The 14,600-nt window shown below is 72.9% G+C and carries 10 protein-coding genes; 7 read left to right on the forward strand and 3 right to left on the reverse strand.

The features are described from left to right. Nucleotides 1–191 precede the first annotated feature (191 nt). Both AC24FB_RS09230 and AC24FB_RS09235 read left to right on the forward strand, forming a co-directional pair. Nucleotides 192–713, forward strand: coding sequence for a DinB family protein (locus tag AC24FB_RS09230; protein WP_425715348.1), 522 nt, complete (start codon nt 192–194; stop codon nt 711–713). 163 nt (nt 714–876) lie between these two features. Continuing rightward, nucleotides 877–1,659 carry a hypothetical protein gene (locus tag AC24FB_RS09235; RefSeq protein ID WP_425715349.1) on the forward strand — a complete coding sequence of 261 codons (783 nt, stop codon included), beginning with the start codon at nt 877–879 and terminating at the stop codon, nt 1,657–1,659. Between the two features lie 320 nt (nt 1,660–1,979). On the opposite strand, the gene AC24FB_RS09240 is transcribed toward AC24FB_RS09235, so the two are convergent. Next, entirely contained in the window at nt 1,980–4,100 is a 2,121-nt protein-coding gene (locus AC24FB_RS09240) for a prolyl oligopeptidase family serine peptidase (RefSeq protein ID WP_425715350.1), read from the reverse strand. Between the two features lie 260 nt (nt 4,101–4,360). Then, complete coding sequence (locus AC24FB_RS09245) at nt 4,361–4,549, reverse strand: antitoxin (protein ID WP_425715351.1); 189 nt, start codon at nt 4,547–4,549, stop codon at nt 4,361–4,363. Nucleotides 4,550–4,787: 238 nt separating this feature from the next. Here AC24FB_RS09245 and AC24FB_RS09250 point away from each other — a divergent pair, with 238 nt between their 5' ends. The 4 genes from AC24FB_RS09250 to AC24FB_RS09265 all read left to right on the forward strand — a co-directional run bounded on the left by AC24FB_RS09250 (nt 4,788) and on the right by AC24FB_RS09265 (nt 10,479). Next, the gene (locus tag AC24FB_RS09250) at nt 4,788–6,248 is read left to right on the forward strand and encodes an amidase (protein WP_425715352.1); all 1,461 of its coding nucleotides are present in this window, start codon (nt 4,788–4,790) and stop codon (nt 6,246–6,248) included. Between the two features lie 215 nt (nt 6,249–6,463). Continuing rightward, the gene (locus tag AC24FB_RS09255; protein ID WP_425715353.1) at nt 6,464–9,253 is read left to right on the forward strand and encodes an ATP-binding cassette domain-containing protein; all 2,790 of its coding nucleotides are present in this window, start codon (nt 6,464–6,466) and stop codon (nt 9,251–9,253) included. Nucleotides 9,254–9,338: 85 nt separating this feature from the next. Continuing rightward, on the forward strand, nt 9,339–9,950 hold the full coding sequence (locus AC24FB_RS09260) for a hypothetical protein (RefSeq protein ID WP_425715355.1): 612 nt from the start codon (nt 9,339–9,341) through the stop codon (nt 9,948–9,950). A gap of 148 nt (nt 9,951–10,098) precedes the next feature. Beyond that, nucleotides 10,099–10,479, forward strand: a complete 381-nt coding sequence (locus tag AC24FB_RS09265) for a hypothetical protein (RefSeq protein WP_425715356.1) — start codon at nt 10,099–10,101, stop codon at nt 10,477–10,479. A gap of 117 nt (nt 10,480–10,596) precedes the next feature. Here the strand turns inward: AC24FB_RS09265 and AC24FB_RS09270 are convergent, their stop codons facing one another. Beyond that, nucleotides 10,597–11,676, reverse strand: a complete 1,080-nt coding sequence (locus AC24FB_RS09270; protein WP_425715357.1) for a hypothetical protein — start codon at nt 11,674–11,676, stop codon at nt 10,597–10,599. A 187-nt stretch (nt 11,677–11,863) separates the two neighbouring features. Here AC24FB_RS09270 and clpB point away from each other — a divergent pair, with 187 nt between their 5' ends. Beyond that, complete coding sequence (clpB, locus tag AC24FB_RS09275; protein WP_425715359.1) at nt 11,864–14,485, forward strand: ATP-dependent chaperone ClpB; 2,622 nt, start codon at nt 11,864–11,866, stop codon at nt 14,483–14,485. Nucleotides 14,486–14,600: the final 115 nt, after the last annotated feature.

The following is a 14,600-nucleotide window of genomic DNA, read 5'->3' on the forward strand; positions in this document are numbered from 1 at the left end:
TCCCGTGCGGCTCCCGGACTCGGTCTCAGATCCTGGTCCGGCGATGGTGCGGCGCTCCTCACCGGCTCGAGATCAGGTGAGGGTGGCGAGACCAGGGGTGGTGTCACCTGGTCTCGTGCACCTTCCCCTCCTCTCGTCGGGGCGTGCGGCGTAGCGTGGCCGGTGACCGCGCCGCGAGAGGGAGGATCACCGTGATCGAGCCGGAGACGAAGGACTGGACCTGGGTCCTCACGAGGCGCTGCGAGGAGTGCGGGACGGAGTCCTCCGCGTTCACGCCCGCCGACGTCGCGTCCGAGCTCGCCGACGCCGCCCGTCGCTGGGCCGAGGTGCTGCGTCGCGACGCCGTCGCCGACCGCCCGGACGACTCGACCTGGTCGCCCCTCGAGTACGGCGCCCACTCGGCCGACGTCCTCGACGTCATGTCGACCCGGCTCGCGCTCATCCGCGGCGGCGACGGCCCGACGTTCGCCGACTGGGACCAGGACCGCGCTGCCGTCGACGGCAACTACCTCGCGCGCGACCCGGGCGAGGTCGCGCGCACGTTCGCCGAGCGGGCGGAGGAGACCGGCATCGTGTTCGGCGCCGTGCCCGAGGCCGCGTGGGAGCGCCCCGGCTACCGCTCCGACGGCGCCGCGTTCACCGTGCGCACCCTCGCCCAGTACCTGCTGCACGACATCCGCCACCACCTCCACGACGTCGGGAGTGCGGCCTAGCCCCACCCCCTTCCGTCGAGATTGCGGTTCGTTGTCGTCGAGATTGCGGTTGGGAGCCCCACCAACGGTCGAGAGTGAGGCTGAGGCGGCCGTTCGTCGTCGAGAGTGCGGCTGAGGACGGCCGGTCGGCGTCGGCGGTCCGAACCCTTGGCACACTGGGCGGGTGACATCCGCGCCCGGTGAGCAGCCGGACCCCGACGCCGAGCCGGTCCGCGACCCCGAGCCGGAGCCCGACCCGTCCCGCGACGACGCGCGAGGCCCCGACGACGCCGAGCCGGAGCCAGACCAGTCCCTCGACGACGCGCGAGGCCCCGACGACGCCGAGCCGGAGCCAGACCAGTCCCTCGAAGCTGCGCGAGTCCCCGACGACGCCGAACACCCGTCCGCCGACGACCGCGGCACCGGCCCCGCGCCGAGGCGGATTCGCCCGACCACGACCCGCGCGGCGGTCCTCTGGATGATCGTCGGCGTCCTCGTCGGCGCGCTCGTCCCGGCGTTCGCCCTGGCCTGGGGGACGAACTCGGCGACGGGCGTCGTGCGCGAGGCCGTCGACGCGGCGTCGCCCGTCGGCACCGGCCGCCACGAGCTGGCGGGGGAGAGCACGTATCTCATCGTCGGCGAGCGGGGCACGACGGGGCAGTGCGTCGTCACCGGCCCCGACGGCTCCTCGCTCGACATCGAGCTCGAGGAGGTCTTCCAGGCCGGCGGGGGCTCGCGCGAGGTCAGCCTCGGCAGCTTCGCCGCGGGCTCGGACGGGACCTACGACGTCGACTGCGACGCCGGCGGCGCGGACCTCGGCATCACGCAGTCACCGTCGCTCGGCGGCTGGTCGGTGATGGGGGCGCCCCTCGTCGTCGGGATCCTCGGCCTCCTCGCGGGGTTCGCGATCGGTCTCACCGGCCTCTTCGCCTGGATCAAGGCGCGGCAGAACCGCTGGAACCGCTGATCTGCGCAGCGCACCGTTCATCGAGATTGCGGTTGGTGCACGCCGAGATTGCGGTTGGTGCGACGCAACCCAACCTCGGCGACGACGCCGACGAACCGCAACCTCGACCGTGTGCCGACCTGTCCGGCGGTGCTGAGCCGCACTCTCGACACGAGCGAGGCGGAGCTCCCAACCGCAATCTCGACGACGACGAACCGCAATCTCGACGACGACAAACCGCAATCTCGACGACGACAAACCGCAGTCTCGACGACGACGAACCGCAATCTCGACGACGACGAACCGCAATCTCGACGAAGGAGACGAAGGAAGCTGCGCGGTCAGTCGCCGAGCTGCTGCCAGAGGAACTCGTACGCCAGCGCCTGGAGGTAGGCGCGCTGGGCGTTCGTCGCTGCGCCCCCGTGGCCGCCCTCGATGTTCTCGTAGGAGCGGACGTCCTTGCCGGCCTCGAGCATCTGGGCCGCCATCTTGCGGGCGTGGCCGGGGTGCACGCGGTCGTCGCGGGTCGAGGTCGTCAGCAGCAGCGGGGGGTAGTCCTTGTCGGCGTCGAACAGGTGGTACGGCGAGAAGGTCTTGATGAAGGACCACTGCTGCGGGTCGTCGGGGTCGCCGTACTCGGCCACCCACGAGGCGCCGGCGAGCAGGTGCGAGAACCGCTTCATGTCGAGGAGCGGGACCTGCGCGACGACGGCGCCGAACTTCTCCGGGTAGAGAGTGAGCATGACGCCCATGAGCAGGCCGCCGTTCGACCCGCCCTGGATGCCCAGGTGCGCGGGGTCGGTGACCTGGCGGTTGACGAGGTCGTCGGCCACGGCGGCGAAGTCCTGGTATGCGCGGTGTCGCCGGTGGGTGAGGGCGGTGCGGTGCCAGCGCGGCCCGTACTCGCCGCCGCCGCGGATGTTGGCCACGACGTACACGCCGCCGCGCTCGAGCCAGGCCCGACCCACGGAGCCCGAGTAGGACGGCAGCAGGGAGATCTCGAAGCCGCCGTACCCGTAGAGCAGGGTGGGCTGCGGCTTCCCGCCGTCGCGCCGCCACTCCGCCGTGCCGACCCCGGCCTTGCCGACCTGGAAGTACGGGACCTGGGTGCCGTCGTCGGAGGTGGCGAAGAACTGCTCGACGACGAGGTCCTCGTCGTCGAAGAACTGCGGCATCATCTTCAACGGCTCGACGGCCTTGGTCTGGCCCGCGCCGGAGAGCCGCACGAGGTTGAGCGAGCTGGGCTGGAGGAAGTCGGCGGTCGTCAGCCACACGTCGTCGGACTCGAGCTCGTCGACGGCGGCCACCGACATCGACGCCATCCGGGACACGGCCAGGCGCGGCGACCCGGCGGCGGACAGGGCGAGCGGACGCTCGAGCCACTCGCCGTCGGAGGTGGGCGGCGGCGTGCGCAGCTCGAGTCGGTTCGTCACGTCCTCGAGGACGTTGAGCACGAGGTGGTGCCGGGTCCAGGCGTAGCTCGACAACGCCGTGGTCGGCGTCGGCACGAACAGCGTGGAGATCGTGCCCTCGCCGGCGAGGAACTCCTCGAGGTCGACCCCGAGGAGCGTGCCCGCGCGGTACATCGTGCCGCGCAGCTTGCCGGTCTCGCGCAGGAGGATCGTCAGCCACTCGCGGTGGACGTCGACGGACGCGGTGGTCGGGACGTCGATGCGCACGAGCGAGCCGTCCTCGCGCTCGAGGTGGATCTCCTCGTCGAAGAAGCCGACCGCGCGGCTGACGAAGGTGCGCTCGAAGCCGGGCGTCGAGTCGTACGAGGCCGCGACGGCCACGTCCGAGACCTCGCCGGCGAACAGCTCGGGCGCGTCCGCGAGGTCGGTGCCGCGCGCCCAGCGGCGCACCGTGCGGGGGTAGCCGGACTCGGTGAGGGAGCCCTCGCCGAGGTCGCGGCCGACGAGCAGCACGTCCCCGCTCGCGTCGCCCCACGCGGCGAAGCCCTTGGACTCCTCGAGCCGGAAGCCGTCCTCGACGAACTCGCGGGTGGTGAGGTCGAACTCGCGCACGACGTCAGCGTCCGAGCCGCCCCTCGAGAGCGAGACGAGGGCCCGGTCGAAGTCGGGGCGCCGCACCCGCGCGCCGTGCCACACCCACTGCTCGCCCTCGGCCTCGCCGAGTGCGTCGACGTCGAGCAGGACGTCCCACTCGGGCTCGCGCGTGCGGTAGGACTCCCAGGTGGTGCGGCGCCACAGGCCGCGGGGGTGCTCGGCGTCGATCCAGTAGTTGTAGAGGTGCTCGCCGCGCTGGACCACGGCCGGGATCTTCTCGGTCGAGTCGAGGACCTCGAGGATCTCGGACCGGATCTCGTCGAACCGCGTCGTCGAAGCGATCTCCTCGGTGACCTCGGCGTTGCGTTCCTCGACCCAGGCGAGGGCGTCGGCCCCCTCGACCTCCTCGAGCCACTCGTGGGCGTCGTCGGGCTGGGCCTGGGCCGTCGAAGTCATGCGCACATTCCACCACGTCGTCATGCAGGTCACATGGGTACCGCTGCCGGAGATGTCGCCCGGGCCGCCTCACCGGGTCGGCGTGTCACTGTGCGGTCGGCGCGCGGACGGCGGGGTCGGCGCGCGGACGGCGGGGTCGGCGCGCGGACGGCGGTCCGAGCGATCGCACGGCAGACAGAGCGACGGCCGGCCCCCGGACTGGGGGACCGGCCGTCGAGCGTCGGGGGCTAGCTCCCCGAGAGTGTGCTGATCGGTCGCGCTCAGTTCTCGCCGGCGCCCTCGTTGCCGATGCGGCCGTCGGCGCCCTCGCGAGCGCTGTCGATCTTGTCGGAGTACTTCCCACCGGTGGCGTTGTCCGCGGCGTTGCCTGCGGCGTCGAGCCCCTTGTCGGAGAACTCCTCACCCTTGTCGCTGGAGACTGCGTCCTTGGCCTTGTCGAAGATGCCCATACGTGCTCTCCTTCCAGTCGCGTCAACCGTCCGGGTGGCACGGCCGATCTCCATCCTTGCGCATCCCGGGGGGCCCGGGTCAAGCGCGATCGACGACGACGAACGGCGCGTGGGCCCTCCCTGCCGAGACGGGCGACCGCCCCGTGGGCCCACGACAGAAGGGGCCTGGGACGACCCGGTCGGTCCCTCGACCCGACCGCCCCGACCGGTCCCTCTGCCCGGCCCGTAGTCTCGGGTCATGGCCCAGATCCACGAGCTGACCGCCCTCGACCTGGCCGCCGCGATCCGGTCCGGCGACGTCTCGCCGACCGAGGTCGCCGAGCACACGTTGCGCCGCATCGAGGCCCTCGACCATCGGGTGGGGGCGTTCGTCCACGTCGCCGCCGACCGCGCGCTCGCGGACGCGACGGCCGCGGAGCAGGTCCTCGCCTCGGCCTCGCCCGGACCCGGCGGCTCGCCCGACGCCGACTCGCTGCCCCCGTTCCTCGGCGTCCCCGTGCCCATCAAGGACCTCAACCAGGTCGCCGGCCTGCCCTTGCGCCTGGGCTCGGCCGCGTTCGCGGACAACGTGGCCACGCTCGACGACGGCATCGTCACCCTGCTCTCCGACGCCGGCACGACGATGGTCGGCAAGACGACCACCCCCGAGTTCGGCATGCCGCCGTACACGGAGCCGGACGTCGGACCGACCGCCCGCACGCCCTGGGACACGACCCGGTCGGCGGGCGGCTCCTCCGGCGGCGCCGGGGCGGCGGTCGCGGCGGGTCTCGTCCCCGCGGCCCAGGGCTCCGACGGCGGCGGGTCGATCCGGATCCCGGCCGCCGCCTGCGGACTGGTCGGGCTGCTGCCGACCCGGGGTCGCATCTCGTCCGGCCCGCACCAGACCGACGGCGTGGGGCTCACCCGCAGCGGCGTCCTCACCCGCACGGTGCGCGACACGGCGGCGCTGCTCGATGTCCTCGCCGTTCCCCGGCCCGGCGATGTCTATCGCGCGCCCGAGCAGGCCGGTACCTTCCTCGCCGCCTGCGACACCCCGCCGGAGCGGCTGCGCATCGGCGTGCTGCGCGAGCCGATCTCGATCGCGACCGAGGTGCACCGCGAGGCGCTCGCCGGGGTCGACCGCGCGATCGCGCTGCTCGAGGCGATGGGGCACGAGGTCGTCGACGTCGGCGTGCCGTTCGGGGTGGCGGAGTGGGAGGCGTTCCAGCCGGTGTGGGCCACCGGCGCGGCGGCCGCGCCGCTCGAGCCGGAGCAGGAGGAGCTGCTCGTCCCACTCACCCGGTTCCTGCGGGAGCAGGGTGCGTCGGTCACCGGGGTCGAGTACTCGAACGCGGTGACGGCGATGCACCTGCTCACCCGCCGCACCGCACAGGTCTGGGCCGACGTCGACGTGGTGCTCAGCCCCACCCTGTCCGGCCCGCCGGCGCCGGTGGGGTCGATGCGCGACGACGACGACCCGCAGCAGGACTTCCTCGACCAGCGCGCGTACACGCCGTGGACCTCCACCTGGAACATCACCGGCGCCGCGGCGATCTCCGTGCCGCTGCACCGCGCACGGGTGGACGACGCCGGACCCGAGCTCCCGTTCGGCGTCCACCTCGGCGGGAAGGTCGGGTCGGAGGCGCTCCTCCTCGGCCTCGCCGCGGCGCTCGAGGCGGCGGACCCGTGGCCGCACGTCGCACCCGCCTGGGAGGCGTGACGCGTCCCGCGGGGGAGCGGCGAACCGGTCCGACGCACGTGCCCGGACCTTCCGGCGCGCCGGCCGTCGACGGGACCGGGTGACGCGGACGACCCGGCCCGGGGACCTCTGACGCGTCCTCGGCGTCCCGTGGCCATTAGCATGCCGTGGGGCGGCGCCCCGCAGGACGGCGCCCGGCGGTCGCACGACCCACGCTTTTCGAGAGGAACCACTGCATGCGGACGGGCATCGAGATCGCCTCGCCGATGGGGACCGCCACGCGGCCCCCGGGCGGACGGGCACTGGTCGGCAGCGCCCCGCCGGCCGACCTCATCATCGGCCACCCCGCGGTGGCGCCACAGAACCTCGAGATCGCCGAGACACCGAACGGCTGGATGATGCGCGTCGTCGGCGGCGCCGCGTTCGTCGGCGGCCGCCAGCTCACCGCGCCGGCCGCGATCGGGCAGGGCGTCGTCGTGCGGCTCGGGCACCCGGCGCAGGGCCCGGAGATCCGGATCCGTCCCGTCGGCGCGCCCGCCGGTGCGGGTGGCCCGACAGCCGGCCCGTCAGCCGCCTCGGCCCACTCCGCCGGCCCGTCCGCGGCATCGGCCCACTCCGCGGGCCCCTCCGCCGCGTCCGCCCACTCCGCAGGGCCGTCCGCGGCGTCGGCCGCGAGCGCCGGCCCGCCGGCCTCGTCGGTCCCCACGCCTGCCAACCCGCGCTCCACGCAGGCGCCCCCCTCCCCGCAGGGTGCCCCTGCGGCGTCGGGCGCCCGGCCGGCCGACTCCCGACCGCCGGCCGGCCCCCCGACGGGAGCTCCGGCGTCGGGCCCGTCCCGTCCCGCACCCACGCCCTCGAACGCGGAGCCCTTCAGCGGCGCGAGCGGCCCCGATGCCCCCGGCGCCCGCCGGCCGTCCACCCAGGAGCTGACGGTCGGCGCGCCGCTCGCGCCCGCCCCGTCCGGCAGCCCGGCGGCCGGCTCACCCGCGTCCGCCGCTGCGGGCCGACCGCCCGGCACGCTGACCGTCGGCCGCGCCCGCAGCGCCGACATCACGCTCGACGACCCGCTGGTCTCCGGCCGGCACGTCGACCTCGTCCCCACCCAGGGTGGCTTCCGCGTCATCGACCGCGGCTCGCTCAACGGTACGTTCGTCAACGGCGCCCGGGTCACCCAGGGGATGCTCCAGATGGGCGGGATCCTCGGCGTCGGCGGCTCGTTCCTCCAGCTCGTGCCCGGCGGCCTCGTGCCGATCGACATCTCCGGCGGCGAGGGCAGCCTCGAGGCTGAGGACCTCACGGTGCGGGTCGACGCATCCTCGGAGGAGCGGAAGAAGCTCAAGGCGCAGGGCGCGAAGGACCCGTCGAAGAAGACGATTCTCGACGACGTCACCTTTTCGCTGCCCGGGCGCTCGCTGCTCGCCGTCATCGGCCCCTCGGGCGCCGGCAAGTCCACGCTGCTGCGCTCGCTCGTGGGCCGCCCGCCCGCCGACGAGGGCATCGTCCGCTTCTCCGGCCTCGACGTGTACGAGCACGAGGCCACGATGCGCAACCGCATGGGCGTGGTCCCGCAGGACGACGTCGTGCACCGCACGCTCACCGTCCGCAAGGCCCTCGACTACGGCGCCGAGCTCCGGTTCGACGAGTCGGTGCAGCGGCGCGACCGCGAGCAGGCCGTCGAGCGTGTGATGAGCCAGCTCGGGCTCACCGAGCACTCCTCGACCCGGATCGACCGGCTCTCCGGCGGTCAGCGCAAGCGCGTGTCCGTCGCGCTCGAGATGCTCACCCAGCCGGACCTGCTCTTCCTCGACGAGCCGACGTCGGGGCTCGACCCCTCCCTCGACGCCGAGGTCATGCACCTGCTCGCGGAGATCGCCCACGGCGACGACTCCCGGGGCGTGCGCGGCCGCACGGTCGTCGTCATCACGCACAACGAGGTCAACCTCGCCCAGTGCGACAAGATCCTCCTGCTCGCGCCCGGCGGCAAGACCGCCTTCTACGGGGCGCCCCACGAGGTCAAGCCGTACTTCGCCAAGGCGATGCGCTACCTCGGCCGCGAGGTCAAGGACCCCGACGACCTCACCTACGCGCAGATCTACGCGTTCATCAAGGAGGACCCGACCCGGTCCAAGCAGATGTTCGAGGGCGCGTCCGCGCGGCCGCACGTGCGCCGCGTCAACGTGGCCCGGCCCCAACAGCTCGACCGCCGCAGCAAGCAGTCGGTGGGCAAGCAGGTCTCCACGCTCGCGCGCCGCCAGCTCAGCCTGATGTTCGCCGACGGGAAGTACCTGTTCTTCCTGCTCGTGCTGCCGGTGCTGTTCGGCCTGCTCACGGTCGCGGTCGGGGGTGAGCTGGGCCTGCGGCAGCCCGATCCCGGCGAGACCATCACCGGGGAGTCGATGCAGATCCTCACCGTGCTCATGGTGGGGCTCGCGTTCGGCGGCCTCGCCGTCTCGGTCCGAGATCTCGTCGGCGAACGGCACATCTACAAGCGGGAGTCGGCGGTCGGGCTCAGACCGGACGCCTACCTCACCGCGAAGATGGTCGTGCTCGGCGCCTTCGCGGTGTACCAGGGGCTCGTCGCATCGATCATCACGCTCATGCTCCACGACCCGCCGACGAACTCCGCGCTCCTGCCCGACGGAAGCATCGAGATCGTCGTGGCCGCCGTCGTGCTGGCCTTCACCTGCATGGTCATGGGGCTCATGCTGTCCGCGATCGCCTCGAACTCCGAGCAGATCATGCCGCTGCTCGTCGTGGCCGTCATGCTCCAGCTCGTGCTCTCCGGCGGCGTCATCGACGTGGCCGGCCAGCCCGTGTTCGAGCAGATCGCCTGGCTGATGCCGGCGCGCTGGGGCTTCAGCATGGCGATGTCGAGCGTCGGCATCACCGACTGGCACCCGTACCAGGACGACCCGCTGTGGGCGCAGGAGCCGAGCATGTGGTTGCTCGGGCTCGGCATGCTGATCGTGTGGGCGATCGTCTACGCGATCGTCGCGCGCTGGCGGCTCGTCAAGCAGGCGGACTGACAGGAGACCGGATGTGAGCGACGTCGGCGGGGCACAGGGTGGTGCCCCGGGTGGGCAGGCGGGGAGCCGGCGACGGTCGTCACCGGTGCTTCTCGTCGTCGGGCTGCTCGTGGGCGCCGCCCTCGGTGTGGGCGGGACCCTCGCCGTGACGGGCGGGCTGCTGAGCTCGGAGCCGGACGGGGTGACGCTGCCCGCCACGCTCGGCGGGATGCGGCCCCACTCCGAGGTCGCCGCCGACCAGGACGGACCCGCCGAGTTCGCGGCGTTGCGCGAGGAGGCGGTCGCCGAGGTGGCCGACGGCCTGTCCGCGGCGCACGACGGCGCCGCCGCTGCCGGCCAGGTCTACATGTCCGACGATCTGGCGGAGACCGTCACCGTCTACGCGGTCGCTGCCGAGGCGCCGGGTCTGTGGTCGTCGGAGGACTCGCTCGCCGCGGCGGAGACGATGGGGATCGCCACCCCGATGGCGTGGGTGGAGACGGACGGGGAGGCGCAGTGCCTCGTGCGACAGCGCGAGTTCGGCCCGTTGCTCCAGGAGGGCGAGACGCCGTCACGCGATGTCGAGAACGTGGTCGTCTCGATGTGCCAGGAGGTGCGGGACGGCGTGACCGTCCTCGTCGAGGCCCACGGTGAGGTGCCGCTCCCGCGCGGCCTCGAGCTGGTGCGCGAGGCCGCCGACCAGGTGCAGGTCGACTGAGCGGTCGGGCGCGTGACGACGGCGGCGTCGTTGCGGGTGGGATCGCCGATCGATAGCGTCGGGGTGACGGCAGGCGTCCCCACCGTCCGGACCGTGATCGCCCCAGGCTCGCCCCTACCGCAGCGCCCGAGGCCATGGAGGTTCCCCGATGACTGCACCGACGACCCCTCGCTCCGTCCACGACCGGACCGCCCGACTCGTCTACATCGGCCCGCTGCTCGGGTTCCTCGCCGCGGGGGCGCTCGTCCTCACCGGCCTCGATCCGGCGCGCGACGGTGGGAGCACGAACCTGCTCTCGCTGGTTCCCGTGTACATCCCGCCGCTCATGCTCGCGCTCGCCGTCGGCAACCCGCCGAAGAACCACCCGCGCCGCCACGTCCTGCTGACGACGCCCGCCGCCGCCTTCGGTCTGGTGACGGTGACCCTCGTCGTCGGGTCGATCCTGCTCGACACCCTGGCCTGGTGGATCGGGGGAGCGGTCGGCAGTGCGGTGCCGTTCGTCGTCGTGGGGCTCGCGGCGCGGCGCTGACGCACGAGGGGTGACGCCGGGATGCGCCGGGCGTCGTCGTCGACCCCTTGCCGACGCCGGTGGTGACCGGACTCGGACCGGACGGGGCGACCCCTGGGCGCGACGGCGCGCTCTCGGTCAGCGACCGGGGACGACCACCCCGTAGGTCTGCGAGAGGACGTGGAGGAGCACGTCGAGGTTGGCGATCTCGGCGGGGTTGATGATCACCTGGGTGGCGCCCTCCCGGTCGCGCACGTGCAGCGAGAGGTTGTCCTTCTCCTTGACGAGGTTGATCGCGGCCAGCGACCCGGCGTCGAGCTTCTTCTTCCTGAACGTCACCGTGCGGCCCGCGAGCGTGACCGCACGGAAGTCGACGGGCTCGCCGGTCTCGGCGCTGCGCTCGACCCGCGCGCGGGTGAGGGTGTTGATGCGGGCGCGCATCGTCGCGAAGAACTCCTCGTCGTCGATCGAGAGCTGGCGCTTGGACCCCGTCCAGCCGAGCTCCATGAACGACGACGACTGGAGGTCGACGAAGTACTGCATGTCCTCCCATGCCACGTCGTGCGACCGGCTCTGCGTGACGATGCGGACGTGCGAGTCGTAGGCCCACACGAGCGTGCTGCCCTTTGGCCGGGCCATCCACAGGATGACGAGGCCGCTGACGGCGCCCGCCGCCATGATCGCGAGCCCGATCGGATTGAGGTCCGAGACCCCGCGCAGCCAGACCCCCACGCCGAGGCCGCCGGCGCCCACCGCGGCCGCCCCGAGGAAGCCCATGCCGGCGCCGATGCTGGTGGTGGTGGAGTACGAGGTCACCGGGGCCTGCTGGCCGTCGAGGGTGCGGGCGAGCGCGGTGTCGCGGCGCCATCGGATGACGACCAGCACGATGAAGATGACGGCGATGACCGCGACCGCGATCCCCGCCCACACCCATGCCTCGTGGCCGCGGGCGGCCGCCTCGAGCCGCTCCTCGTACGTGTAGGTGGAGGTGCCGCCGCCGGCACGCCTCCGGCGCCGGCCCGACGACATGGTGCACATGTCGCCCGGTGCCATCGTGTCGTCACCGCACATGGCGATCGCCTCGGCCCCGAGGTGGCGGGAGGCGAGGTACAGGCCGGCCGCGACGAAGAGGCCGAGGAAGACGGTGATGCCGACGGGGAACCGGCGGAAGGCGGCCATCGCGTCGGTGGTCGGGCGCGGGGTCGAGGGTGTGGTCACGGCGGATGATGGTAGTGCCTGCCTGGAGCGCGTCGGCCAGCCGCGTCCTGTGCCGAGAGTGCGGTTGAGCGGCGCCTTCCTCGCGCCACTCCACCACCACCCCTGGCGCCCCAACCTTGAGCGGAATAGACTCAACTTTGCGTGCGTTCCATCATCAGCGACCGCACACACCGCATCGAGGAGACCGATGGACACGAAGCTCACCACCCGCTCGCAGGAGGCCGTCGCCTCCGCTCTCCAGCTCGCCACCACCGGCGGCAACCCGCAGATCGAGCCCAGCCACCTGCTCAAGGCGCTCCTCGAGCAGGGCGAGGGCATCGCGCTCGCCCTGCTCGACGCCGTCGGCGCCGACCGCGCGGACCTCACCCGCCGCACCGACGCGGCGCTCGCCGCCCTGCCCGGGGCCTCCGGGGGATCCGTCGCGCAGCCGCAGACCTCGCGCGCCTTCCTCACCGTCATCAGCGGCGCCACCGACGAGGCCCGCGCGCTCGGGGACGAGTACGTCTCCACCGAGCACCTCCTCCTCGGCCTGGCCGCCGCGCCCGGCACGGACCAGGTCCTCGGCCACGCCGGCGCCACCGCGGACGCCCTGCGCGCCGCTGTCCCGTCCGTCCGCGGCAACCGCCCCGTCACGAGCCCCGACCCCGAGAACACGTTCGAGGCGCTCGAGAAGTACGGCCAGGACCTCACGGCCGCCGCGCGCGAGGGCAAGCTCGACCCGGTCGTCGGCCGTGACGCCGAGATCCGCCGCGTCGTCCAGGTCCTCTCCCGGCGGACCAAGAACAACCCCGTCCTCATCGGCGAGCCCGGCGTCGGCAAGACCGCCGTCGTCGAGGGCCTCGCCCAGCGCATCGTCGACGGCGACGTCCCCGAGTCCCTGCGCGGCAAGACCCTCGTCGCGCTCGACATGGCGGGCATGGTCGCGGGCGCGAAGTACCGCGGCGAGTTCGAGGAGCGCCTCAAGGCGGTCCTCCAGGAGATCGCGGACTCCGACGGCCAGGTCGTCACGTTCATCGACGAGCTGCACACCGTGGTCGGCGCGGGCGCCGGCGGCGACTCCTCCATGGATGCCGCCAACATGCTCAAGCCGATGCTCGCGCGCGGCGAGCTCCGCCTCGTCGGCGCCACCACGCTCGACGAGTACCGCGAGCACATCGAGAAGGACCCCGCGCTGGAGCGGCGCTTCCAGCAGGTCCTCGTCGGCGAGCCGTCGGTCGAGGACACGGTGACGATCCTGCGCGGTATCGCCCCGAAGTACGAGGCGCACCACCAGGTGACGATCTCCGACGGCGCCCTCGTCGCCGCTGCCACCCTCTCCGACCGCTACATCACCGGCCGCCGTCTCCCGGACAAGGCCATCGACCTCGTGGACGAGGCCGCGTCGCGCCTGCGCATGGAGCTCGACTCCTCCCCGGAGGAGGTCGACGTCCTGCGCCGCCAGGTGGACCGGCTCGGCATGGAGGAGGCGTACCTCGCGGAGAACATCGACGACGACGACGCCGCCACGGCCGAGCGGCTGGACGCCCTGCGGGCCGAGCTCGCGGACCGGCGCGAGGAGCTCAACGGTCTCACCGCGCGCTGGGAGTCGGAGAAGGCCGGCCACAACCGGGTCGGTGACCTGCGTGCCCGCCTCGACGAGCTCACGACCAAGGCCGAGCTCGCTGAGCGTGAGTCCCGCTACGAGGACGCCGGCCGACTGCGCTACGGCGAGATCCCGCAGCTGCAGTCCGAGCTCGACGCGGCCGTGGCGAGCGAGGAGGCCGAGTCCGCCGACACTTCGTCGTCGGACCCGATGATCGCCGACAAGGTCTCCGCCGAGGAGATCGCCGAGGTCGTGGGCGCGTGGACCGGCATCCCGGTCGGTCGCCTGCTCCAGGGCGAGTCCGAGAAGCTCCTGACGATGGAGGACGAGATCGGGCGGCGACTCATCGGGCAGACCGCGGCCGTGCGCGCCGTGTCGGACGCGGTGCGACGCTCGCGCGCCGGCATCGCCGACCCCGACCGGCCGACAGGCTCCTTCCTGTTCCTCGGCCCCACCGGCGTGGGCAAGACCGAGCTCGCGAAGTCGCTGGCGGACTTCCTCTTCGACGACGAGCGGGCGATGGTCCGCATCGACATGTCCGAGTACTCCGAGAAGCACGCGGTGTCCCGCCTGGTCGGGGCCCCGCCCGGGTACGTCGGGTACGAGGAGGGCGGGCAGCTGACCGAGGCCGTTCGTCGTCGGCCGTACACGGTGGTCCTGCTCGACGAGGTGGAGAAGGCCCATCCCGAGGTCTTCGACATCCTGCTGCAGGTGCTCGACGACGGCCGGCTCACCGACGGCCAGGGCCGAACGGTCGACTTCCGCAACGTCATCCTCGTGCTGACGTCGAACCTCGGGTCGCAGTTCCTCGTCGACCAGACGGTGGCCGAGGAGGCGCGGCGCGAGAAGGTGATGGAGGTCGTGCGCGCGTCGTTCAAGCCCGAGTTCCTCAACCGGCTCGACGACGTCGTCATGTTCGACGCGCTCGGCCTCGACGAGCTGGGTCGGATCGTCGACCTGCAGATCGAGCGGTTCGCCGAGCGGCTCGCGCCGCGGCGGATCACGCTCGAGGTCACCGGTGCCGCGCGGGAGTGGCTGGCGTTCGAGGGCTTCGACCCGGCGTACGGGGCGCGGCCGCTGCGCCGCCTGGTCCAGCGGGAGATCGGCGACCGCCTGGCCCGGCTGCTGCTCGGCGGCGACGCGGCGGACGGCGGGCACGTCGTCGTCGACCATCCGGTCGGCTCCGAGACCCTCGACGTCACGACGACGGAGGCGCCCTCCGCCTGACCCGCCCTCTCGTCGAGATTGCGGTTGGTGCCCGCCGAGATTGCGGTTGGGAGCAGGCGTCCGTTCCGAGAGTGCGGGTGAGGGGTGTAGCCCCGTGTCGAGAGTGCGGGTGAGA

It is taken from the genome of Georgenia sp. Z1344, assembly GCF_057652375.1.

Coding starts and splice junctions, on each gene's coding strand:
- AC24FB_RS09250 (WP_425715352.1), top strand. CDS start 4,788: ATGGCCCAGATCCACGAGCTGACCGCCCTCGACCTGGCCGCCGCGATC.
- AC24FB_RS09255 (WP_425715353.1), top strand. CDS start 6,464: ATGCGGACGGGCATCGAGATCGCCTCGCCGATGGGGACCGCCACGCGG.
- AC24FB_RS09240 (WP_425715350.1), bottom strand. CDS start 4,100: ATGACTTCGACGGCCCAGGCCCAGCCCGACGACGCCCACGAGTGGCTC.
- clpB (WP_425715359.1), top strand. CDS start 11,864: ATGGACACGAAGCTCACCACCCGCTCGCAGGAGGCCGTCGCCTCCGCT.
- AC24FB_RS09245 (WP_425715351.1), bottom strand. CDS start 4,549: ATGGGCATCTTCGACAAGGCCAAGGACGCAGTCTCCAGCGACAAGGGT.
- AC24FB_RS09265 (WP_425715356.1), top strand. CDS start 10,099: ATGACTGCACCGACGACCCCTCGCTCCGTCCACGACCGGACCGCCCGA.